The sequence below is a fragment of the Psychrobacillus sp. genome, assembly GCF_056205495.1.
The window spans coordinates 1-21,621 of record NZ_JBAEAP010000642.1 but is presented as its reverse complement, the minus strand read 5'-3'; the positions used below and the strand labels follow the sequence as shown (position 1 = coordinate 21,621).

21 protein-coding genes and 1 pseudogene are annotated in these 21,621 nt (G+C 36.5%); 6 read left to right on the top strand and 16 right to left on the bottom strand.

All coding sequences use genetic code 11. From position 1 onward, the window contains the following. Nucleotides 1-18: 18 nt before the first annotated feature. Both coxB and cyoE read right to left on the bottom strand, forming a co-directional pair. Complete coding sequence (gene coxB / locus AC06OU_RS18440) at nucleotides 19-1,104, bottom strand: cytochrome c oxidase subunit II (protein ID WP_475857679.1); 1,086 nt, start codon at nucleotides 1,102-1,104, stop codon at nucleotides 19-21. Nucleotides 1,105-1,201: 97 nt separating this feature from the next. Then, the gene (cyoE, locus tag AC06OU_RS18435) at nucleotides 1,202-2,125 is read right to left on the bottom strand and encodes a heme o synthase (protein ID WP_475857678.1); all 924 of its coding nucleotides are present in this window, start codon (nucleotides 2,123-2,125) and stop codon (nucleotides 1,202-1,204) included. 324 nt (nucleotides 2,126-2,449) lie between these two features. On the opposite strand from cyoE, the gene AC06OU_RS18430 reads away from it, so the two are divergent. Then, nucleotides 2,450-3,361 (top strand): COX15/CtaA family protein, encoded by a 912-nt coding sequence (locus AC06OU_RS18430; RefSeq protein ID WP_475857677.1) that lies wholly within the window; start codon nucleotides 2,450-2,452, stop codon nucleotides 3,359-3,361. A 306-nt stretch (nucleotides 3,362-3,667) separates the two neighbouring features. On the opposite strand, the gene pyc is transcribed toward AC06OU_RS18430, so the two are convergent. From pyc to AC06OU_RS18415, 3 genes are all read right to left on the bottom strand, one after another. Then, the gene (gene pyc, locus AC06OU_RS18425) at nucleotides 3,668-7,105 is read right to left on the bottom strand and encodes a pyruvate carboxylase (RefSeq protein ID WP_475857676.1); all 3,438 of its coding nucleotides are present in this window, start codon (nucleotides 7,103-7,105) and stop codon (nucleotides 3,668-3,670) included. Between the two features lie 15 nt (nucleotides 7,106-7,120). Continuing rightward, entirely contained in the window at nucleotides 7,121-8,287 is a 1,167-nt protein-coding gene (locus AC06OU_RS18420; protein ID WP_169358944.1) for an FtsW/RodA/SpoVE family cell cycle protein, read from the bottom strand. A gap of 63 nt (nucleotides 8,288-8,350) precedes the next feature. Further along, on the bottom strand, nucleotides 8,351-8,632 hold the full coding sequence (locus AC06OU_RS18415; RefSeq protein WP_169358943.1) for an Fpa/YlaN family protein: 282 nt from the start codon (nucleotides 8,630-8,632) through the stop codon (nucleotides 8,351-8,353). Nucleotides 8,633-8,810: 178 nt separating this feature from the next. Here AC06OU_RS18415 and AC06OU_RS18410 point away from each other — a divergent pair, with 178 nt between their 5' ends. Both AC06OU_RS18410 and AC06OU_RS18405 read left to right on the top strand, forming a co-directional pair. Beyond that, nucleotides 8,811-9,308 carry a peptidyl-prolyl cis-trans isomerase gene (locus AC06OU_RS18410; RefSeq protein ID WP_475857675.1) on the top strand — a complete coding sequence of 166 codons (498 nt, stop codon included), beginning with the start codon at nucleotides 8,811-8,813 and terminating at the stop codon, nucleotides 9,306-9,308. Nucleotides 9,309-9,319: 11 nt separating this feature from the next. Continuing rightward, nucleotides 9,320-9,523, top strand: a complete 204-nt coding sequence (locus AC06OU_RS18405) for a YlaI family protein (protein ID WP_169358941.1) — start codon at nucleotides 9,320-9,322, stop codon at nucleotides 9,521-9,523. A gap of 276 nt (nucleotides 9,524-9,799) precedes the next feature. Here the strand turns inward: AC06OU_RS18405 and AC06OU_RS18400 are convergent, their stop codons facing one another. Both AC06OU_RS18400 and typA read right to left on the bottom strand, forming a co-directional pair. Continuing rightward, nucleotides 9,800-10,123, bottom strand: coding sequence for a YlaH-like family protein (locus tag AC06OU_RS18400; RefSeq protein ID WP_475857674.1), 324 nt, complete (start codon nucleotides 10,121-10,123; stop codon nucleotides 9,800-9,802). A 21-nt stretch (nucleotides 10,124-10,144) separates the two neighbouring features. Beyond that, the gene (gene typA, locus AC06OU_RS18395; protein ID WP_475857673.1) at nucleotides 10,145-11,992 is read right to left on the bottom strand and encodes a translational GTPase TypA; all 1,848 of its coding nucleotides are present in this window, start codon (nucleotides 11,990-11,992) and stop codon (nucleotides 10,145-10,147) included. A gap of 103 nt (nucleotides 11,993-12,095) precedes the next feature. Here typA and AC06OU_RS18390 point away from each other — a divergent pair, with 103 nt between their 5' ends. Further along, nucleotides 12,096-12,284, top strand: coding sequence for a YlaF family protein (locus AC06OU_RS18390; RefSeq protein ID WP_475857672.1), 189 nt, complete (start codon nucleotides 12,096-12,098; stop codon nucleotides 12,282-12,284). Nucleotides 12,285-12,509: 225 nt separating this feature from the next. Here AC06OU_RS18390 and AC06OU_RS18385 read toward each other — a convergent pair whose 3' ends face one another. Both AC06OU_RS18385 and AC06OU_RS18380 read right to left on the bottom strand, forming a co-directional pair. Next, nucleotides 12,510-13,301: an inositol monophosphatase family protein gene (locus AC06OU_RS18385; protein WP_475857671.1), complete on the bottom strand. Its 792-nt coding sequence runs from the start codon at nucleotides 13,299-13,301 to the stop codon at nucleotides 12,510-12,512. 139 nt (nucleotides 13,302-13,440) lie between these two features. Continuing rightward, a complete protein-coding gene (locus AC06OU_RS18380) occupies nucleotides 13,441-13,638 on the bottom strand; it encodes a hypothetical protein (RefSeq protein ID WP_169358936.1) in 198 nt (65 codons plus the stop codon). Nucleotides 13,639-13,790: 152 nt separating this feature from the next. Here AC06OU_RS18380 and AC06OU_RS18375 point away from each other — a divergent pair, with 152 nt between their 5' ends. Beyond that, nucleotides 13,791-14,420 carry a YktB family protein gene (locus AC06OU_RS18375; protein WP_475857670.1) on the top strand — a complete coding sequence of 210 codons (630 nt, stop codon included), beginning with the start codon at nucleotides 13,791-13,793 and terminating at the stop codon, nucleotides 14,418-14,420. A gap of 34 nt (nucleotides 14,421-14,454) precedes the next feature. Here the strand turns inward: AC06OU_RS18375 and AC06OU_RS18370 are convergent, their stop codons facing one another. Both AC06OU_RS18370 and AC06OU_RS18365 read right to left on the bottom strand, forming a co-directional pair. After that, nucleotides 14,455-14,724: a UPF0223 family protein gene (locus AC06OU_RS18370; RefSeq protein ID WP_475857669.1), complete on the bottom strand. Its 270-nt coding sequence runs from the start codon at nucleotides 14,722-14,724 to the stop codon at nucleotides 14,455-14,457. An 11-nt stretch (nucleotides 14,725-14,735) separates the two neighbouring features. Then, nucleotides 14,736-15,695, bottom strand: coding sequence for an NAD(P)H-dependent flavin oxidoreductase (locus tag AC06OU_RS18365; RefSeq protein ID WP_475857668.1), 960 nt, complete (start codon nucleotides 15,693-15,695; stop codon nucleotides 14,736-14,738). A gap of 449 nt (nucleotides 15,696-16,144) precedes the next feature. On the opposite strand from AC06OU_RS18365, the gene AC06OU_RS18360 reads away from it, so the two are divergent. Then, nucleotides 16,145-17,614 (top strand): aminotransferase class I/II-fold pyridoxal phosphate-dependent enzyme, encoded by a 1,470-nt coding sequence (locus tag AC06OU_RS18360; RefSeq protein WP_475857667.1) that lies wholly within the window; start codon nucleotides 16,145-16,147, stop codon nucleotides 17,612-17,614. Between the two features lie 72 nt (nucleotides 17,615-17,686). On the opposite strand, the gene AC06OU_RS18355 is transcribed toward AC06OU_RS18360, so the two are convergent. From AC06OU_RS18355 to AC06OU_RS18335, 5 genes and pseudogenes are all read right to left on the bottom strand, one after another. Next, nucleotides 17,687-18,364, bottom strand: coding sequence for an LrgB family protein (locus AC06OU_RS18355; RefSeq protein WP_475857666.1), 678 nt, complete (start codon nucleotides 18,362-18,364; stop codon nucleotides 17,687-17,689). After that, nucleotides 18,361-18,744 carry a CidA/LrgA family protein gene (locus tag AC06OU_RS18350; protein WP_475857665.1) on the bottom strand — a complete coding sequence of 128 codons (384 nt, stop codon included), beginning with the start codon at nucleotides 18,742-18,744 and terminating at the stop codon, nucleotides 18,361-18,363. The genes AC06OU_RS18355 and AC06OU_RS18350 overlap by 4 nt, the downstream gene beginning before the upstream one ends. A 333-nt stretch (nucleotides 18,745-19,077) precedes the next feature. Further along, entirely contained in the window at nucleotides 19,078-19,926 is an 849-nt protein-coding gene (locus AC06OU_RS18345) for a polysaccharide deacetylase family protein (RefSeq protein WP_475857664.1), read from the bottom strand. Between the two features lie 77 nt (nucleotides 19,927-20,003). Beyond that, a complete protein-coding gene (gene lpdA / locus AC06OU_RS18340) occupies nucleotides 20,004-21,416 on the bottom strand; it encodes a dihydrolipoyl dehydrogenase (RefSeq protein ID WP_169358928.1) in 1,413 nt (470 codons plus the stop codon). A gap of 3 nt (nucleotides 21,417-21,419) precedes the next feature. Continuing rightward, nucleotides 21,420-21,621 (bottom strand): annotated as a pseudogene (locus AC06OU_RS18335) (2-oxo acid dehydrogenase subunit E2); the annotation flags it as partial.

Here is a 21,621-nt window from a genome sequence, read left to right as displayed (position 1 = left end):
TCATTTTTATCTATGGAATTATTTTTCAATAGATAGTCCCATTAAGTATTCTGCAAGAGCATCTAACTGCTCGTCTGTAAATGGTTCACCGCCATTTAATTGTTCTGGTTGTGGCATTATATTGCCTGGTTTATACTCTTGAGGATCCTTGATCCAATTTTTTACATTTTCTTTCGTGTGGTCCATGAAGCCTGCAACACGGTTACGATCTCCAAAAGTAGCTAAGCTTGGACCCATTTGACCAGACATACCTTCGCCACCTATTGCGTGACATCCGATACAAGTAGCTGATTGGAATAATTCTTCCCCTTGTTGAGCAAGATCACCTTCTGCAGTATGTACAGTGGTTTTCATTGCTTCAGCCCACTCATTAAAATCTTCACGATTCATTGATTTTACTTTAAAGTCCATTAAAGCATGAGATGGTCCACATAATTCAGCACATTTTCCGTAGAAAACTCCATCTTCTAAGCCTGCTGACTCTTTATCGAAAACTAAGTAGAATTTGTTTACGTTTTCAACGTTTGTATCTAATTTACCACCGATTGATGGAATCCAGAATGAGTGTTTTACATCAGCAGCCTTCAAATTGAAGAATACTTGCTCATCTGTAGGAACTACTAGTTCTTGTGCAGTTACTATACCTAAGTCCGGATACTCAAATTCCCACCAGTATAACTTTGCAGTTACATTTACTGTTAGGTTTGTTTTGTTTCCTTCTTCATCCACTTGATCCATAGCAGCAACATCTGCGTGCTTATAAGTGTAATAAACTGTTGGAATTGCAAGAATAACTAAAAGTATAATTGGAATAACTGTCCAAATAATTTCAAGTGTGTGACTTCCTTCAACTTGTTTAGGAATCACATCTTCTCCAACTTTTTTGCGACTATATCTCGTTAGAGCAATTACATAAATTATCACTACTACTATAATAACTAATGCCATAATAGCTGATGCTAGTAGTAATAGATTAAATTGATCTCTTCCGACTTCTCCCGCAGGTGATAGCGTTGATAAATATTCTTCGCCACAACCCGACAGAAAAATCGTAAGAGCTGCTAACAGTGAAAAAAGTCGCCATTTTTTAAGCCCTTTCATCATAGCTAAATCAAACCCCTCTTTCATTATTGTTTTCAAGTACTTTTGGACTGTGGTTCTTCTATATGAATTCTTGTTGACTAAGAAAGAATCCCAAAAATTAAACAAACATAGAGAAGATAATCATTGATACAAATAGAATTGTCATATAGTTCAATGAATAAACGAACATTTTAGTCGCCCATTTAATATCGTCCTCTACTTTAAACCCTTTAACAGCTAAAACTAGCCATCCAATGTTTAACGCAGTTGCAAGTACAACAAAAGCTGTTCCTAGTTCCATTAAAAATAGTGGAAGTGGGAATAATAAAATCACCCAGAGTAACATGGAGACCTTCGTTCGCTTGAAACCTTTTACTACAGGTAGCATTGGAATATTAGCTGCTCGGTATTCTTCCGCACGTTTCATGGCCAAGGCATAGAAATGTGGTGGTTGCCAAGCAAACATGATTAAAAATAAACCTAATGCCCCTACACTTAAACCTGGCTCCACTGCCGCCCAACCAATTACCGGTGGGATTGCACCAGAAATACTACCAACAATCGTGTTACTGACATGCTTTCTTTTCGACCACATAGAGTATAAAACGACATAGCTTATTATACCAGCTAATCCCCATATACCTGCAGAAGTAGATGCCATAAATAAGAAGACCTCACCTACAACTATAAACGTGAAAGAAGTAATCAGCACGGCCGTCGGGTTAAATCTACCTGTAACAGTTGGTCTGCTTGTCTTACTTTTCATCACTGGGTCGATATCACGATCGATAAAATTGTTCATTGCAGCTGAACCTGCAATTATTAATGCTGACCCAAAAAGCGTAAAAAACAACAAATCTAGCTCGTGAAGAAAATTTGTATTAGTAAACTGGAAAGCTAACCATAGACCTGTAAAAGTTGTAACTAGGTTAGAATTTACTATGCCAATCTTAATCAATGAAAGGAAGTCTTTCAAAAAAGATGAAGTTACAGGATCTCTCTCCGTTTCAGTCGTAGCGGTTATAGTATGACCATTTGACATGCTGCACCCTCCTTTCAAAGTTGTAAGCATATTCCGCTATCTAATACTATAGCGAAAACTATAACATATTTCTACACCGAATAGAATTTTCGCATAATAGTACTAGTAATTTATGTTTCTAAACTGAACATATCAATAGTAAATCATTTGCCCCCCTCATGTGTGAATACTAATTAACGATTTTATGAACAATTTGTGAATAGAGTTTGTCTTATTTAAGTGTTTCTTTGTTTTACATTGTATTTTTGCTCAGGTTTCGATATTATCTAGTAGCAGATACCGCTTTTATTAAGCGAGCAATATATACATAAAGTAGGTGACGTATTGCATATAAACAAATATTTAAAATGGCTAGCTGTAGCATCAACAATTGGTATGCTCCTAATTCTTTTAGGTGGCGCACTTGTTACAAAGACTGACAGCGGCATGGGTTGTGGTAGACATTGGCCTGGCTGTAATGGACAGCTTATACCAGATGTAATTACCGCAGAAGTTTTAATTGAGTTTTCACATCGCCTAGTAACAGGGGCAGTTGGAATATTAATTGTAGCATTATCCGTATGGGCTTGGCGCGCATTGGGTCATGTTCGTGAGACTAAGTTCTTATCATTTATGGCTTTCTTTTTCCTTGTGTTGCAAGCATTAATCGGAGCCGCTCAAGTTAAATGGGGACAGGGCGACTTTATCCTCGCACTTCATTTTGGGATTTCCCTTATTTCTTTTGCAGCAGTATTACTTTTGACACTTCTAATTTTCGAGGTAGACAGAAAATTTGATACTGATAAGATTAAAATCGGTAAGACACTTAGATTTCATACCATTGGCGTAGCCTTATATTCCTACATTGTTATATACACGGGGGCATTAGTTCGTCATACCGAGTCAAGTTTAATCTGTAATGACTGGCCACTATGTAACAATGATAGCTTTGCCTTACCAACCAATATGTATGAATGGGTTCAAATGGGACATAGAGCAGCTGCTGGCCTAATCTTTATCTGGATATTAATCATTGCTATTCATGTCATCAAGAATTATAAGGATCAACGAGCTATCTACTGGGGCTGGATTATTGCCCTCATACTTGTATCCTGCCAAGTAGTTACAGGTATGGTTGTAGTATTAACTAAATTAAATCTTTATATCGCCTTACTTCATTCTTTATTTATTTCTCTTTTATTTGGTTTGTTATGTTATCTCATATTATTGTTATCGAGAAGTAAAACAAGTAACTAGAAATACAGAAGTAAAATAGACTTAGCAATAAGATTCTTCTTTTCTTAAAAAAAACGTAAGCAGACTAGTATCCTTCTAGCATGCTTACGTTTTTTTCATAGGTCAACTTAAAAAGACATATATAGACTGAGAACCCAATGGATTACCAGCTTACTTAATACCCTATAGAAGATTCGCTCGCATCGGATAATCAACTTTATCTCCTAAAAAAAGAGACTGTAGGCAAACACCATAATTCACAGTGTTTGTCTACAGTCTTATATATCATAAATTTTACTTCTGATTACCTTCGAGCTATTTTACTTATTATTTTTCCATTTCAATTAATAAATCACCGGTTGCGATTGCTTCTCCTGCTCCTACATGGATAGCTTTAACAATACCATCAAATGGTGCTTGGACGGTCGTCTCCATTTTCATTGCCTCTGTAATAATTAGATGCTGACCACGTCTTACTTGATCACCCGTGGCAACCTCTACTTTCAATACAGTTCCTGGCATAGTAGCGCCAATGTGGCTTTCATTGGACGGTTCAGCTTTAAGCTTAGAAAAACTACTAACTTCCATGTTCATATCCTGGATAGTTATTTCCCGTGGTTGGCCGTTGAGCTCGAAATAGATAGTTCTATTTCCTTCTTTGTCTGATTTACTAATCGAAACTAGTTTAATGATCAAGGTTTTACCAACCTCTATTTCTACCTCTATTTCCTCACCCAGTCTCATTCCATACAAGAAAGTAGGCGTATCAAGAACCGAAACGTCACCGAAGTTTTTCTCAGTTGCACAGTACTCATCAAACACCTTTGGATATAAAGTATAAGCTAATATTTCCTGACTATTTACTGGACGCTCTAATTTCTTGAATAGAAGCTCTTTAACAGCATTAAAGTCTACTGGCTCTAATAGTTCACCTGGTCTCACTGTAATAGGTTCACGATCCTTTAAAACCACTTTTTGAAGCTCTTCAGGGAAACCACCATGTGGTTGTCCGATATATCCTTCAAAAAATTCGATAACAGAGTCTGGGAAGTCAATTTTCTTCCCTCTCGTTACGACGGATAGCTCATCTAGATTATTTTGAACCATAAATAAAGCCATATCTCCAACAATTTTAGACGAAGGGGTAACCTTTACGATGTCACCAAATAAAAGATTTACTCGTGAATACATCGATTTTACTTCTTCCCATCTATCCCCTAGTCCTACAGCCTTAGCTTGCTGCTGAAGATTGCTATATTGACCTCCAGGCATCTCATGGACATATATTTCAGAATGCGGGCTAATCATGCCGCTTTCAAAGTCTTGATAATATTTACGAACATCTTCCCAGTAACTAGAAAGTTTTTCAAATGCTTCGACATTACCAATAACATTGCGACCAGATCCCTGCATTGCATAGCTTAAGCTACTAGCACTAGGTTGTGATGTTAATCCAGCCATAGTTCCAAGTGCTGTATCTACAATATCTACCCCAGCATCAATTGCTTTGGCATAAGTATAAATACCATTTCCACTTGTATCATGTGTATGTAGATGTATTGGAATATCTACGCTTTCTTTTAATTCTGACACTAAACGATATGCTGCTTCCGGTTTTAATAATCCTGCCATATCCTTAATCGCTAAAATATGTGCCCCTAAAGCCTCTAACTCTTTTGCCATATCTTTATAGTATTGAACGGTATATTTGTCTCTAGAGTCATTTAAAATGTCTCCAGTGTAACAAATAGCTGCCTCTGCAATCTTACCGGATTGACGCGTAGCATCAATCGCTACTTCCATTCCTTTTATCCAGTTAAGGCTATCAAATATTCGGAATACGTCTACTCCTGCTTCAGCAGATTTTGCTATAAATTCACGAATCACATTATCAGGATAGTTTTTATAGCCTACTGCATTTGCTCCTCGGAATAGCATTTGAAATAAAGTGTTTGGGATCATTTCACGCATTTTGATCAAGCGGTCCCAAGGATTTTCCTTAAGGAAACGATAAGCTACATCAAACGTTGCTCCTCCCCACATTTCATAGGAGAAAAGATTATGCATACCATGTGCAGATTCTTTGGCAATATTAAACATATCGAAAGAGCGAACTCGAGTTGCAAGTAAAGACTGGTGGGCATCTCGGAATGTCGTATCTGTCAATAGAACATCCTTCTGCTCCTTTACCCACTGAATCAGACCATCAACGCCTCGCTGATCTAAAATATCTTTTGTCCCTGCTGGTGGGTTAGAGGATAAATCGAAACTTGGCTTTCTTACCGAGCCGAACTCTGGTTTAATCTTTTTCTCTATACCTGGAAACCCATTAATCGTTACATTACCAATGTAATTTAATAGTTTAGTCCCTCGATCCTTTCGTTTAGGAAACAGGAATAATTCAGGTGTAGAATCTATGAAACTTGTATTAAATTTCCCTGACAGGAACGAAGGGTGTTTAACTACATTTTCTAGGAATGGTATGTTTGTTTTAATACCACGGATCCTGAATTCTTGTAAATTCCGATCCATTTTTGCTGCTGCTTCTTTAAATGACATTCCCCATGTGGAAACTTTTACTAGCAAAGAATCATAATAAGGAGAAATAATCGCACCTTGGAAGCCATTACCTGCATCTAGACGGACCCCAAATCCTCCTCCTGAACGATAAACGGCTAATTTACCTGTATCTGGCATGAAATTATTCAAAGGATCCTCAGTAGTTACACGCGATTGAATTGCAAAACCAAATAACAGAATGTCTGCTTGGTCAGGTATACCCATTTCAGGAGCATTTAAAGGGATCCCATCTGCTATTTTTATTTGAGCATGAACAATATCTATTCCCGTAATCATTTCTGTAATCGTATGTTCTACCTGGATGCGTGGGTTTACTTCGATAAAATAATATTCATCATCCGTCACTAAAAATTCTACAGTACCTGCATTTATATAACCTACATTATTCATCAATTTTACAGCTGCCTGACATATTTCATCTCTTAACTTAGGACTTAATGAATTAGAAGGAGCAATCTCTACAACCTTTTGATGCCTACGTTGAATAGAACAATCTCGCTCGTATAGATGGATTAGGTTTCCTTCTTTATCTCCTAAAATTTGCACCTCAATATGCTTTGGCTCATATACACACTTTTCTACGTAAACCTCATCAGAGCCAAAAGCCGCTTTTGCTTCAGATTTTGCTCTATCGTAAGCGCTCTCAAGATCTTCCTCAGTTTGTACTACTCGCATTCCACGACCACCACCACCAAGAGAAGCTTTAATCATTAGAGGGTAGCCATGCTTTTTACCAAAATCACGAATGGATTCCAAGTCTTCTAGTGGTCCATCACTTCCCGGTATAACAGGAATTCCAGCTTTTACAGCTTGTTCACGTGCCTTTACCTTATCTCCAAACATATCTAAATGCTTAGATGTTGGACCAATAAAAATAATGCCTTCTTCTTCACATCTTTTAGCGAACTCTACGTTTTCTGATAGAAAACCATAGCCTGGATGTATAGCATCGGCCTTACTTTCTTTTGCAATGCGAATAATATCTTCAATGTCTAGATAAGCATCAATAGGTTTTTTATCTTTACCCACCAAGTAAGACTCATCTGATTTAAAGCGGTGGAAGGAACCGCTATCTTCTTTTGAATAAATAGCTACGGTACGCAAATTTAACTCGGTACAAGCACGAAATATACGAATAGCAATCTCGCCTCTATTTGCTACTACTATTTTTTTAATATTATTCATCCCATTGCACACTCCTTATGATTTAGTCTTTTCAAGTTTAACAAACATTGACACATTCATCAGTATACCAATGGCAGCAGATAAGATAATGATGGAGGTCCCCCCATAACTTATAAAAGGAAGTGGTACACCAGTAAGCGGGATTATTCCAAGCATACCGCCAAGGTTGACAAATGTTTGAAACCCTATGATACTTGCGATTCCAGCAGCTATCATTCTAGCCTGAGGATCTCTAGTTTTTATACTAATCATTATCGCCTTAAACACTAGGAAGAACAAACCGCATAACACAATCAGAACACCTACCAAGCCTAACTCCTCAGCAATAATGGCCATGATAAAATCTGTATGTGGCTCTGGTAAATATCCATACTTTTGGTTAGAATTCCCTAAACCCAATCCTGTAAGACCACCTGACCCAATAGCAATATATCCATTTACTATTTGGTATCCGAAGCCCTGTTCATAATCAAAAGGATTGAAAAAAGCTTCAAGTCTACCTAACCTGCGTTCTGTAAGAAGAGAGTCCTTTAAGAAATATATAAAAGTTAAGGCAATAACTATTAGTATACTGATTAATCCTATCAATTTGGAGTATGATTTGAATTTAATGCCACTTGCGGCAATAACTGATATGGCTACAAAACTTATAATCATTGTATTACCCACATCAGTTTCAAGCATAATGAGAACAAACACAAAAGTTAAAACTAACAAAGGCGGACCTACAGACTCATTTAGCTTGTCTAGCGTGCCATTTTGATATTTTTTCGTAAAGATACTAGCAAAGTATAAGACTATTACGATTTTAGCAATCTCTGATGGCTGTACATTACCAAAACCTAAACTCAGCCAACTTTGGGATCCACTTTCTCCCCCTACTCCAATGAAATGAACGAGAATGAGTAGGATAAACATTACGCCAAGCATTAACTGCATCATAAATCGACTCTTATAATGCTTGTACGGAAACAATGCAGCTAAAAAAAACACAGGCAAAGATAATAACAAATTAAGCTTTTGCTTGTTGAAGAAATAATCAGGGGTCCATCCATATCTTTCAACGGACCAAACCATGCTCGCACTATATATCATTACTAGACCAAATAAACAAAGAGCGATGTAAACAAAAAAAACAGGATAGTCAAAGTTTTTAATAAAACGTTTTATATAAGCATTCATATGAAAGACCTCAATTTCTTTATAGAAAAAAACTCAAACAGTCTGCTTGTTTGAGTTTTAACATTATTTTTCTGTGTGGATCTCGTGTAAAACAGACAACTCTTTTTCCAGTGAAGCAATAATCTCTTTGCCTTCACTTTTTTCTAAAAGTCCAAGTTTTACCGCGAAATCTATTTCACGAGATAATCCAAACATTTGCGTGTCTAAAACCTCTTCATAAAGAGGGCATTGAGGCATTGTTAAGTTATCCATTTGCACTTTTATCAATTGGGCAATTTTTTCAGCATCTTTTTTTAAGAGCACTAAAGCTTTATCTTGATAGGAAAGTTCTATATTAGTATCCATGAGGACGCCCCCATTATTATTATTTCTTGTTCTTTACCTCCCTAAAGTGTATCTTTTGATTGGAAAAATTGCAAGTGTTCTCTCGCTTAGGTTTAATCGAAAAGGAAATATTCTTTTTAAATTTCACCTTTTATCTGTATACTAATATAGATTAGACAGTTAAGAGGAGGCAATTTGCATGGAATTTATAATACCTATTACAGGAGCAGTTAAATTTAATATAACGCTTGATCCCACTGTGTGGATTTTTGATGATCGTAGAATTGACCTAGATGAGTTTTTTGAAGGTAAATATGAGTATAAAGATTTAGACGAGGAATACACAAAGGTCACTTCAGCTCATTGGTCTCGTGAGATTATAGAGGGATCTACAAATCCCCCTACATTAAAATCAGAAAAGAAATATGAAAAGACTAAAATGCTTTCTAACACTTATGGCATTGAGTTAACACCATTTATTCAAAATGCTGAACCATTAAAAGAGGCAAAGCACTTAATAATTGAAACAAGCGAAGGAAATCATACTGTTTCCTTAGATGAAATGGATGATATTCTAGTTAAATTTAGTCACAAGGGCAAGCCTCTTCGTGAAGATGGTCCCGTCCATATTATAAAAAAAGATGGAAGTAACCTGAATGATCCGATTAGATACGTAACTGCATTTCGATTAGAGTAGGAGTGTTGTATATGAAAGTGCAATGTGTGATATGTGATCGAATTGATGAAATTTCTTCTGATTTACCACTAGCAAAAAAACTAAGAAACCGACCTATTCACACTTATATGTGCGAAGAATGTCATGATCGAATCGAGTATAAAACGAAGGAACGCCTAGCTACTGGTAAGTATATCTCCTACAAAAGTTCTCGATTAATTGAAAATGAGTTTTAATTGAAAGAGGCCTGACAATACCACCTTTTCAATTCAATTACCCTGAACATTTTACACATTGTAAAATGTTCAGGGTTTTGTTTTATAGATTTATTGTGCACCTCATAGCATTCTTCCCTCTCAATACCCATAACCGACAAAAAATAAGAGTTTATAATGAGGAATCAGTTACCCTTAAAAAAAGTAAAGACGTGAAATCAAGTTTCTGATTTCACGTCTTTTAATTTGTTGACTAGTTATGTGCCAGCTTCATTTAATTTATTAAAAGTAGCCTACTTAAGTAGTCGAACCTCTTTTTTCTAGTTTTAATCGTATTTTATATATGATTAATATCAATGCAGCAACTAACAATGCTTCCACTACGGGAAGGAAAAATGCTAAGAAGGTCAGCATTAAGCAACCTAACAATAGGAAAATATAGATAACTATATTTTGCTTAAATTTTAATTTCTTTGCAAATCCAAGCTTGTACACTAGCACTGACAATAAAAATATGACGATGAATAAAACATAGCCTGCAACTGTAAAGTTTGGCAGTGTTTCATAGATAAACCTAGCGATAGAAGACATTCTACCCATTACTAGATCTTGTTCCTCCAAGGCTTGTCACCCTTTCAGTTCCTATTCCTGATCTGCACTTTTCTTTTTCTTCGTTACGCGTTCACGTTCGCTTTTCTCAAGAATTTTTTTACGTAAGCGAATAGATTCTGGTGTTACTTCTAGATACTCATCATCACCTAGGAATTCTAATGCTTCTTCTAGAGTTAAGATACGTGGGCGTTTAATAACGTTTGTTTGGTCTTTATTTGCTGAACGGATATTTGTTTTTTGTTTCATTTTAGTGATATTTACTGTGATGTCAGCATCACGAGTATTTTCACCAACGATCATACCTTCATAAATTTCAGTACCTGGCTCTACGAATAGAGTTCCACGGTCTTCAATTTGCATCATACCATAAGTTGTTGCTTTTCCTGTTTCCATAGAAACAAGTACACCTTGGTGACGTCCACCAACACGACCTGCCACTACTGGTTGGTAGCTATCAAATGTATGGTTAATGATTCCGAACCCTTTAGTCAAGGACATGAATTCAGTTGAATATCCGATTAATCCACGGGCAGGAACCATGAAGATTAAACGCACTTGGCCGTTTCCGCTGTTAACCATATCAACCATTTCGCCTTTACGTGTACCCATAGACTCAATGATTGAACCTACACAGTCTTCTGGTACATCAATTTGAACGCGTTCAACCGGTTCACATTTTTTGCCATCAATTTCACGAATAATAACTTCAGGTTTAGATACTTGAAGCTCAAAACCTTCACGACGCATGTTCTCTATTAATATAGATAAGTGGAGTTCTCCACGACCAGAAACAACCCAAGCATCAGGTGAATCTGTATCTTCTACTCGTAAAGAAACATCTGTTTGTAATTGCGAACGAAGACGTTCTTCAATTTTACGAGATGTAACCCATTTACCTTCACGACCAGCAAACGGTGAGTTATTTGTTAAGAATGTCATTTGTAACGTTGGCTCATCGATACGTAATGGAATTAAAGCATCAGGATGGTCTGTTGGACAAACCGTTTCCCCTACGTTAATCTCTTCCATACCTGAAACCGCGATTAAATCTCCAGCTTTTGCTGATTGAATTTCTTCACGTTTCAATCCGAAGAAACCAAATAATTTTGTAACACGGTAATTTTTAACTTTGCCATCTAATTTCATTAATGAAACTTGTTGACCAACTTCAATTGTACCGCGGAATACGCGACCGATACCGATACGGCCTACATAGTCATTATAGTCAAGCAATGCAACTTGGAACTGTAATGGCTCATCTGAGTTATCAATTGGCGCTGGAATAGATTCAATAATTTTTTCAAATAGACATTTCATATCTTCTTCTTGGTTAGCAGGATCAGCATCTAAAGAAGCAGTTCCGTTAACACCAGAAGCATAAACAACTGGGAAGTCTAATTGATCGTCGTCTGCACCTAACTCAATGAAAAGTTCTAATACTTCGTCTACTACTTCTAGTGGACGAGCAGAATCTTTATCAACTTTGTTAACTACAACTATTGGTATTAGTTTTTGTTCTAATGCTTTTTTCAATACAAAACGTGTTTGAGGCATACAACCTTCATATGCATCTACTACTAGTAAAACACCATCTACCATTTTTAAGATACGTTCTACTTCTCCACCAAAATCGGAATGTCCAGGTGTATCCAAAATGTTAATGCGTTTGTCTTCGTAATTTACAGCTGTGTTTTTTGCTAATATAGTAATTCCACGCTCGCGTTCGATATCGTTTGAATCCATTGCTCTTTCGTCAACGTGTTCATTTGAACGGAACGTTCCTGATTGTTTTAATAATTGATCGACTAATGTCGTTTTTCCATGGTCAACGTGTGCTATAATAGCTATGTTTCTTAAATCTTGACGTAATTTTGTCATATTTCCACTCCATATTCTTTTTTCATGTCCATAACTGTGCTATTATAACACAAGTAGAACTAAAGTTATAATATTTTTAATTATTTTCTTGGGGGTAATTGTTTTGAGTAACATTAAATGGATTTTTGTCTTGTTTTCTTTAGGCGCAATGTTGTCTATGGGATTAATAGGAGTCGCTATTGCTTTACGTAATATTCCGTTAGCATTATTGTTTTTAGCAATGTTATTTGTTGTCATGGGATATGGCTTTAAAACGAAAAAGAAAATGCGTGAACAAGGGTTATTAGAATAGAAAAATTTAAATAACCTAAGTTTTTTATAATTATAGCTGGGTATTTTATCAATTTTTTTTACTTCAGTAGAGGCTGGTCGCGACTAACGTCAAAGACTAGCCTCTTTTTTATATTCTTATTTCTTGTCACCTGAAATTACTTGTATGGTTGTCGACAATATCATTTATAAGATTCTAGTATATTCTCACGTATGTTATTGTTTTTATTATATGAAACAAACTCATTTATTTTAAAATAATATATTTTGATAATAGTTGCTCATGAAGATTAGGCTTAGAGACTATAAATGAATTTTGTTTTAACAGATTTATAGGCTCGTTAGATAAGTTAGTAACAACTGCTCCCACTTCGTTTGCTACTACCATCCCTCCAGCTATATCCCAAGGTGAAAGTCTCATGGACAGATATGCATCTAATCTTCCGGTGGCTACATAGGCAATCTCAATTGCAGCAGACCCAAAGGATCTAGTTCCTCTAGACGTTTTCACGAGCTCTATCATTCCGTCGTGATGCACCATTCGATTTGGTACAACCCAACTAGCATTCACCCCTATTATTGATTTCTCTACTGTCGTACTCTCAAGACGAGGGATCCTCACGTCGTTTAGATATGCCCCTTGTCCCGATGCAGCACTTAGTAAATCATCATCCATAACATTATAAATATAACCAAGTATTCCTTCGCCGTCCTTGTAAATACCTAACGATATGGCAAAGTTTTTCTTGAAGTGAATAAAGTTAGTAGTCCCATCAATTGGATCTAGCATCCAAACATAGCCATCCAAATTATCTATCTTATCTCCAAACCCTTCCTCTCCAAATATACGATGGTTTGGAAAATCATTTTTAATGTTTCTAATAAAAAACTTTTCTGTTTCTTTATCAATATTAGTAACTAAGTCATTCGCTTCCGACTTAGATTCAATAATTAACTCCTCTGAGAATGAGCTTCTTATTTGAATCGCAGCTTGTTTAATCAATGATTTTGCATACTTATCAAGCATATGTAAGTCCATGTTACCACCCCTTCTATGTCCCTTGTTAACTGACCGTCATACATGCTTTGCATATACTTAGTCTTAGTATAAAGAAAAAAACACCGGCTGTCTTTCAAGATTAGCTGGTGTTTTTCATGGTGCTATTAGTGACGACAACTTAAGTAAACGCATTTAGTTCATCCAGTGACTGATGAAGCTCTGTTAATCGCATCTTCGCCTCACTAATTACTTCTTGGTCTCCATCCTGCATTGCATCGTATAAAGTAGCTAATTGATAATCCATTTCCAATTTCAATGTTTGAATTTTTTCCTTTTCCATATCATATTTACGAATTATATGCACAACCTGTTTCATAGTTAACACCTCTCCATAATCATTTTATCTTAATATTCAGAACTTTATTCTTACATTATGCTACAAATCGATTTGTGTTAATAAATACTGCTTACAAGATTTTTACCCAAAAATCCGCTAAAATAAACATAGAAATTGAAAGGAGTTAATATATGAGTAAAACTTTTTGGCAAGAAAAAGATTTTGAAGTGTTTCAAATTGAAGGATTAGAAAATAGAATGACTGCTCTTATAGAGAATGTTCGACCTAAGTTTGAAGAACTTGGTAAACAATATAGCCTTTATTTTTCTGGTGTTCTTGGAGATGAATTTTTTAGTCATGTAGCTAAGCACGCTCGTCGATCAGTTAACCCTCCAAAGGATAGTTGGGTAGCTTTTGCTCCTTACAAACGTGGTTACAAGGCTTTGCCTCATTTTCAAATCGGCTTATGGGGTACGCATTTATTTATCATAGTAGCAGTTATTTATGAAGCACCAGATAAAGTTGCAATTGCAGAGCGTTTGCTGCAACAGATGAGTTTATTTAAAAAGCTACCAGATGAGTTTATCGTTTCTGGGGAGCATATGAAGCCAGAAGCCTTTTCCTTAAGGGAAGTTAATCAAGATGGTGTAGAAGAGCTTCTAACGCGTCTGAGAGATGTTAAAAAGGGTGAATTTTTAGTTGGACGTCATATACCTAAAGAAGAAGCTGTTAAGTTAACAGAAAAAGAATTATTCGACTTAGTGGAAGATACTTTTGAAAAACTTCTTCCCATTTACAAAACTATGACCAATATAAAATAAGACAAGCTTTCCCTCCTTGTTAGGAGGGATTACTTTATCCCTTTATAATTGCTTCGTTAGTTTGTTCTTTCATTTTTTTTATAATTGGGAAACTTGCATATCCACTTTCTTTTTCAAACTCCCGAAAGTATGTTTTTTCTTCCGCTATAGACGGAACTATTTCTTTAAAGCGACGATATTTATTCATCAGTTCTTCTCGCTTTATGCCTTTTTCATAAGCATTTTCAATTGCTTCAAAAAACTCTACTACGTCTACTATCTCTTTTGTAGACCAATCTAACGAAAAAGGGTATGTGTATTCCATTTTCAACTCTCCTATAAATTCCATTTTTTTCGTATATCTAGTGCCTCAGCTGCCATTCTGTCGATGAGCTCTTTCGTTGTAGGAATGTCATGAATCATCCCTATCACTTGCCCAGCCCATGCAAATCCTTGGTCTTCAAAACCGTTATAAATAAATTGCTTGTTGGCTTCTCCACTAATATGATGCTTTAAATGCTCATATGTTGGATTTTCCTTTTCCATAGCCAAAATAGTTTCGGTCCAACTATTACGTATTGCCCTTGCTGGGGACCCTAGCTCTTTTTTAATAACAACTGTATCTGTTTCCTCTTTTGATAATATGGCATTTTTATATGCTTCCGATGCATGGATACATTCCTTTGTTGCGATAAAACGAGTCCCCATTTCTATTCCTTCCGCTCCAAGAGCATGAGCAGCCATCCAGCCTCGCCCATCTCCAATGCCTCCAGATGCAATGACAGGTAATGAAACAGCATCCACTACTTGTGGGATAAGCACCATAGTTCCAATATCATCTCTCCCTAAGTGACCTCCACCCTCTTGCCCTACAACCATCACAGCATCTGCTCCTAGCTGTTCTGCTTTTAGAGCCTGCCGCTTGGAAGCGACTAATACCAACTTTTTAATATCAGTCTTAGCCAGGGCATTTAAAATTGGTGCAGGATTGCCTCCAGTCATTGAAACTACTGGAACGTTTTCTTCTATAGCGACTTGAAGCATATGTTCATAAGGTCTACCTGTTTGCCCAATAGCAAAGTTTACGCCAAAAGGATTATTTGTATGTTCTCTCACTTTAGCAATCTCTTGACGTAGCTCCTCCGGTGTTAAAAGACTCATAGCAGTTATCTGCCCTAAGCCACCCGCTTCTGACACCGCAATGCAAAGATCCGAATACGCAAGATACGCTAGTCCACCTTGTACTATAGGATATTTTGTTCCTAATAGATCTGTAACCCTTGTTTGAAATGACAAACTAATCCCCTCCCTTTATAGTAGTGTAAAGAAAATCTAATTAGGATTCAATCGATCTATTAAAGGATAGAATTTTAAATGAGCCGTTTTAAATCCTTAAAGTAGGTTATGTATGTATTAGAAGACTCTAACAAGACATGTCCGTAGGAAAAACATACAAGCTTGTATAAGGTTATCGTTTACTGCTTAAATGCTTGTTAACTGTTCTTCATTATAAAATGTTTTTAAAAACAAATGACTTTTAAAATGCTTGTAGAAGCAAACCTCTCGATTTCTTTTCTATTTGTCCAGCAAAATTAATGCATCTTAATAATTTTGAATTATTTTTATAGTAATAAATTTCCTTAAATGCTATAATTCTTTTGTTTTTAAAATTGCATCAACGTCTCTATTAATAATTACTAGAATCGTTTACATGCACAAAAATTTAATTAGAGGTGGTATAAGCGTTGTCACAATTAGAAACTCCTATCTTCGATGCTTTATTGAAGCATCGAAATCGTCATCCAATTCAGTTCCACATTCCTGGTCATAAGAAAGGGAAAGGGATGGACCCTGCATTTCGAGAGTTTGTTGGAGATAATGTACTTTCAATTGATTTAATCAATATAGCTCCATTAGATGACCTACATTCTCCAAAAGGAGCCATCAAAAAAGCTCAACATCTAGCTGCAGAAGCTTTTGGAGCAGATGAAACCTTTTTCTCTGTTCAAGGTACGAGTGGAGCTATTATGACAATGATCCTTACTATTTGTGGACCTGGGGATAAGATCCTTGTTCCACGAAATGTTCATAAATCTATTATGTCTGCCATTGTATTTGCAGGTGCTATACCCGTATTTATACATCCGGAGGTAGATAAAGAACTTGGTGTTTCCCATGGTATTTCTGTGGAATCCGTAGAAAAAGCAATAGAAGCACATCCAGATGCTAAGGGTTTACTTGTTATCAACCCAACCTATTTTGGTCTAGCGGCCGATTTAAAGAGAATTGTAGATATTTCTCATGCGCACGGTATCCCTGTAGTAGTGGATGAAGCCCATGGCGTACATATCCACTTTCATAATGACCTCCCTATTTCGGCAATGTCTGCCGGTGCTGATATGGCCGCGACATCTGTACACAAACTTGGAGGTTCTATGACTCAAAGCTCCGTCCTGAATGTAAGAGAAGGATTAGTTTCAGCAAAAAGGGTACAATCAATCCTTTCCATGCTTACAACGACTTCTACATCCTATCCTCTTTTAGCTTCTCTAGATACTGCTAGAAGACAGCTAGCTATACATGGAGAGGATTTAATAGGCGAAGCAATTGAAATTGCTGAGGAAACTCGTAAACGTATAAATGAAATTGAACATATCCATTGTGTAGGAAGAGAAATATTACAATCCTCCGCTACTTACGATATGGATCCAACCAAGCTACTAATTAGCGTTAAAAATTTAGGAATCACTGGATTTGAAGCTGAGATTTGGCTTAGAGAAAAAGCGAATATTGAGGTAGAGCTTTCTGATTTATATAATATCCTTTGCCTGATTACGCTAGGAGATACAAAAAAAGAAGTAGACATGCTTGTTAATGCATTATCGAGAATGGTAGTGGCATATGAATCTGCAGCAACAATAGTAGAATCAGCTGTAACCCTACCAGACATCCCTGGTTTAGCTATGTCACCTGGAGATGCATTGTACGCAGAAACTGAATCTATTCCATTATTAGAAGCTAGCGGCCGTATTTCTGCTGAATTCGTGATGGTCTACCCTCCTGGTATTCCTATTTTTATTCCCGGGGAAATAATTACTCAAGGTAACATTGACTATATCTTGATGAACCTAGAGGCAGGCTTGCCAGTACAAGGTCCAGAAGACGACACATTGGAAATGATCCATGTTATTAAAGAGCATCAGGCTATTATTTAGTAAATTAATATTTTCACTCCAATCAAAAACAGACTCTTGACTGCTAACGTCAAAGTCTGTTTTTTAATAGAATCAAAACATCAAAAAGGCAAATATTGGACATATAAAAGCCCCTAAAATAGCACTAAGAGTCATTGCCACTGACCCCATCGTCATCGTCTCTTCTCCATACTCGGAAAGCTTAGATAAGCCGATGCCATGCGATGCACTGCCTATAGATATCCCTCTGCTGATTGCGGTATCTATATGAAATAGTTTAAAGAGAAACGGTCCAGTTAATGCTCCTATTAAACCAGCTAAAATTACAAAAACTGCTGTCAAAGTTGGAATACCCCCGATTGATTCACTAATAGGCATGGCAATTGGAGAAGTAATAGACTTTGGTAACAAGGATTTTTGAAGAAACTCCTCAAAAGACATAAGTTTAGCTATTATAGCAATACTAATGAGTCCAGAAATCATTGCTACAGTAACACCTAATATAATCGTCACCTTGTTTTTTATAATTTTTTCTCGCTGTATATATAAAGGGTAAGCCATCCCTACTACCGCTGGTCCAAGCATTGCATCAATCCACTTGGCACCTGACATATATGTATCATAAGAAACTCCTGAAAAACTTAATGCTACTACAAGGATAATCGTAGTAGTTAAAATAGGTAATAGTAAAGGATAGGTGAATCTTCTATAGAGAAAAGTCATCCCTATAAAAATAATGATTGTACCAATTACCATCGCTAGAGCAATCATTTCAAATCCTCCCCTACTATTTTACTTTCAAAGTATTGACATACCTTTCCTGCTACTACAATAGTAAACATTGTGCTAATTATTAAAGCGATTATTATAAAAACCCCTTTTAACGAGGCTAACTGAGGGTAATCCATTATCCCGGCGGTCGCCGGCACAAAGAATAAGGCAAGAAATGCAAGTAAAAAACCAGCCCCATCTTTTATAAGATTGGCTGGAATTATTTTTAGCAGGAGGCACGCTAATAGTATTAATAATCCAGCAATACTTCCAGGAAAGGAAAATGGCAATAATTCCACTATAAAAGATCCTAGAGTAGAGAATAAATAAAGAATAATTACTTGAAAAATTATTCGACCTACTTTTTTTATTTTGTTCATTATGTACTTTAAAAGTTTATTCTTTTAAAGTTTCACCTCCATAAAAGCTGATAATAGAAATAATTTTACGCCTTCTCTTTTAGTATGTCCATGAGTAGAAAAGCAGTTTGCTTATTTGGAAGGAATCGGATGATTTCGTTCCAGGCGGAAGCTTTCCGCCGACATGACCTCCAATCAACTAGTATTTTCATATAAGAAACTTAATGTAGCATCTAAAAACTAGATTAGAGAAATTTACCTAAATATCATTCCAAACAACAAAATACCTCAAAAGATTTATATCTCGAGGTATTTTGTCAATACTCTAACTTCTCTAGAACTAGAGGCGAAAAATTATTCTATAGTTTTAATAGTTTTCGGATCAATCAAGTCGTATCCTTTTGCTCGTAAGCCTTCTACAATTTTCGAAAGAGCTGCTGCGGTCCATTCTCGATCATGCATTAGCAAATTTGCACCATCTACTAGATACTCCGTATTAACCATAATATCTGCTAAACTGTTAGCCTCCATATATTTTTTCTCCCAATCGTATCCATATGTCCAATTCATCAAGACCATTCCTTCTTGGTGAACCAAGGACTTACTAAAATCAGTATTTACACCAAAAGGAGCTCTGAAAAATTTAGGCTTCTCACCGATCACTGCTTCTACCGTCTCGTTTACTTTAATTATTTCTTCTTGTTGCTGTTCTTCACTGCTATTTTTTAAGTTCGCGTGTGTTTGAGTGTGATTTCCAATAGAAAAACCTAAATCGTATATTTCTTTTAAATTAGCTTGTTCTTCCTCTGAATCTATGAAATGACCATTCACAAAAAAGATAGCTGGTGCGTCAAGTTCTTTTAATGTTTTCGCCATTTCGACAGCATATTTATCTGGAGCATCGTCAATCGTTAAAAGCACAGCCTTAGGATTCGCATCTGCAATTGGTTTTATCGTCCAATTCACCTCATTAATTTCATACTTTATTTCCGATACAGGTTCTTCCTCTATAACTTCCTCTACAGGCTCTATTTCTTCCACTTTTTCAGTTTCTTCCGGCTTTGTTTCTACCGTTTCTTTATTAACTTCATTTTTTTCTCCAAGTTCTTTTTGAACTTCCGTTGTTTCTGCATTACATCCTACTAGTAAAAAAGTTAGTGCTGCGGGTAATAACCAAGTTGTAAGTTTCAATATAATCACCATATCCCTTCTATTTCCATTCTAACAGTCAAAAAGAAAACCGTGTAGAGTATTTCTACACGGTTTTATCGACCTACTTATTATTTAGATAGAATATGGATTGGGTGACCCATTACTACTTCTGCAGCTTCCATTGCAATTTCTCCAAGCGTTGGATGTGCATGAATAGTCATAGCGATATCTTCAACCGTCATACCAGCTTCAATTGCTAAACCTAGTTCAGCGATCATGTCAGATGCACCTTGACCTACGATTTGAGCGCCAAGTAATAAACCATCTTCTTTACGTGAAACAAGTTTTACAAAGCCTTCTGTAGCGTTAAGAGCAAGTGCACGACCGTTAGCTCCGAATGGGAACTTACCAGCTGCTACATCAAATCCTTGTTCTTTTGCTTGTGCTTCAGATAAACCAACTGTAGCTAGCTCTGGATCTGTGAAGCAAACAGCTGGGATTGCAAGATAATCTACAACAGATGATTGACCAGCAATCGCCTCAGCAGCTACTTTACCTTCATAAGATGCTTTGTGAGCAAGCTGAGGACCAGCTACTACATCACCGATAGCAAAGATATTGCTAATGCTAGTGCGACATTGCTTATCTACTTCGATTAATCCGCGTTCTGCAAATTTAATACCAAGCTCTTCTAAACCAATTTCATCGGTGTTAGGGCGGCGGCCAACTGTAACTAATACATAGTCAGCTTCCACTTTTTTCTCTTCTCCACCAACTTCATAAGTTACGACTACGCCAGTATCAGACTCTTCAACACCTTTTGCAGATGCTTTTACTACCATATCTACGCCTTTTTTCTTCAAGCCTTTTTTAACAATAGTAGTCATTTGTTTTTCGAAGCCAGCTAAAATATCGTCTCCGCCTTCGATAATTGTAACTTGTGAACCTAGGTTAGCATATGCAGAACCTAACTCAGTTCCAATGTACCCTCCACCAATTACTACTAATTTTTCAGGTACCTCTTGAAGATTTAAAGCACCAGTTGAGTTAATAACACGTTTTGTATATTTAAATGTTGGAATTTCTACTGGACGAGATCCAGTAGCGATTATCGCATGTTTAAAAGTATAAGTTTGTGCAGACTTCTCATCCATTACACGAACTGTATTTGCATCAACAAAGTAAGCTTCACCAGAAACCACTTCAATATTGTTACCTTTTAATAATCCGGAAACACCGCTAGTTAATTTTTTCACAACACTTTCTTTGAAAGCTTGTGCTTTTGAAAAGTCAATTTTAACATCAGATGCCGTGATACCCATGTCATCTGAGTGTTTTGCTTGTTCAAAACGGTGACCAACTGAGATTAGCGCTTTAGAAGGGATACACCCTACGTTTAAGCATACTCCACCGATATGTTCTTTCTCTACAACTACTACCTTTTGCCCTGTTTGTGCAGCACGAATTGCAGCTACATATCCTCCAGGACCTGAACCTATTACTAAAGTATCTGTTTCAATCGGGAAATCTCCTACTACCATTTTTTACGCCTCCATTAATAATAATTCTGGACTGCTTAATAAACGTTTTATATGGTTCAACGCATGTTGGGCAGTGGCAACATCGATCATGCGATGATCAAAGCTCAATGATAATGCTAACTCAGGAGCAGCTACAATTTCACTATTTTTTATTACAGGTTTTTCTGAAATTCGACCAATTCAAAGGATTGCAACTTCAGGATGG

What these genes read in the sequence shown, in the direction of transcription:
- coxB (WP_475857679.1), bottom strand. Translation starts at nt 1,104, where the DNA reads ATGATGAAAGGGCTTAAAAAATGGCGACTTTTTTCACTGTTAGCAGCT.
- AC06OU_RS18405 (WP_169358941.1), top strand. Translation starts at nt 9,320, where the DNA reads ATGAAAGTGCAATGTGTGATATGTGATCGAATTGATGAAATTTCTTCT.
- AC06OU_RS18345 (WP_475857664.1), bottom strand. Translation starts at nt 19,926, where the DNA reads ATGGTGATTATATTGAAACTTACAACTTGGTTATTACCCGCAGCACTA.
- AC06OU_RS18380 (WP_169358936.1), bottom strand. Translation starts at nt 13,638, where the DNA reads ATGAAACAGGTTGTGCATATAATTCGTAAATATGATATGGAAAAGGAA.
- AC06OU_RS18350 (WP_475857665.1), bottom strand. Translation starts at nt 18,744, where the DNA reads ATGAACAAAATAAAAAAAGTAGGTCGAATAATTTTTCAAGTAATTATT.
- AC06OU_RS18410 (WP_475857675.1), top strand. Translation starts at nt 8,811, where the DNA reads ATGGAATTTATAATACCTATTACAGGAGCAGTTAAATTTAATATAACG.
- AC06OU_RS18385 (WP_475857671.1), bottom strand. Translation starts at nt 13,301, where the DNA reads ATGGACTTACATATGCTTGATAAGTATGCAAAATCATTGATTAAACAA.
- cyoE (WP_475857678.1), bottom strand. Translation starts at nt 2,125, where the DNA reads ATGTCAAATGGTCATACTATAACCGCTACGACTGAAACGGAGAGAGAT.
- AC06OU_RS18355 (WP_475857666.1), bottom strand. Translation starts at nt 18,364, where the DNA reads ATGATTGCTCTAGCGATGGTAATTGGTACAATCATTATTTTTATAGGG.
- AC06OU_RS18415 (WP_169358943.1), bottom strand. Translation starts at nt 8,632, where the DNA reads ATGGATACTAATATAGAACTTTCCTATCAAGATAAAGCTTTAGTGCTC.
- lpdA (WP_169358928.1), bottom strand. Translation starts at nt 21,416, where the DNA reads ATGGTAGTAGGAGATTTCCCGATTGAAACAGATACTTTAGTAATAGGT.
- typA (WP_475857673.1), bottom strand. Translation starts at nt 11,992, where the DNA reads ATGACAAAATTACGTCAAGATTTAAGAAACATAGCTATTATAGCACAC.
- AC06OU_RS18420 (WP_169358944.1), bottom strand. Translation starts at nt 8,287, where the DNA reads ATGAATGCTTATATAAAACGTTTTATTAAAAACTTTGACTATCCTGTT.
- AC06OU_RS18370 (WP_475857669.1), bottom strand. Translation starts at nt 14,724, where the DNA reads ATGGAATACACATACCCTTTTTCGTTAGATTGGTCTACAAAAGAGATA.
- pyc (WP_475857676.1), bottom strand. Translation starts at nt 7,105, where the DNA reads ATGAATAATATTAAAAAAATAGTAGTAGCAAATAGAGGCGAGATTGCT.
- AC06OU_RS18375 (WP_475857670.1), top strand. Translation starts at nt 13,791, where the DNA reads ATGAGTAAAACTTTTTGGCAAGAAAAAGATTTTGAAGTGTTTCAAATT.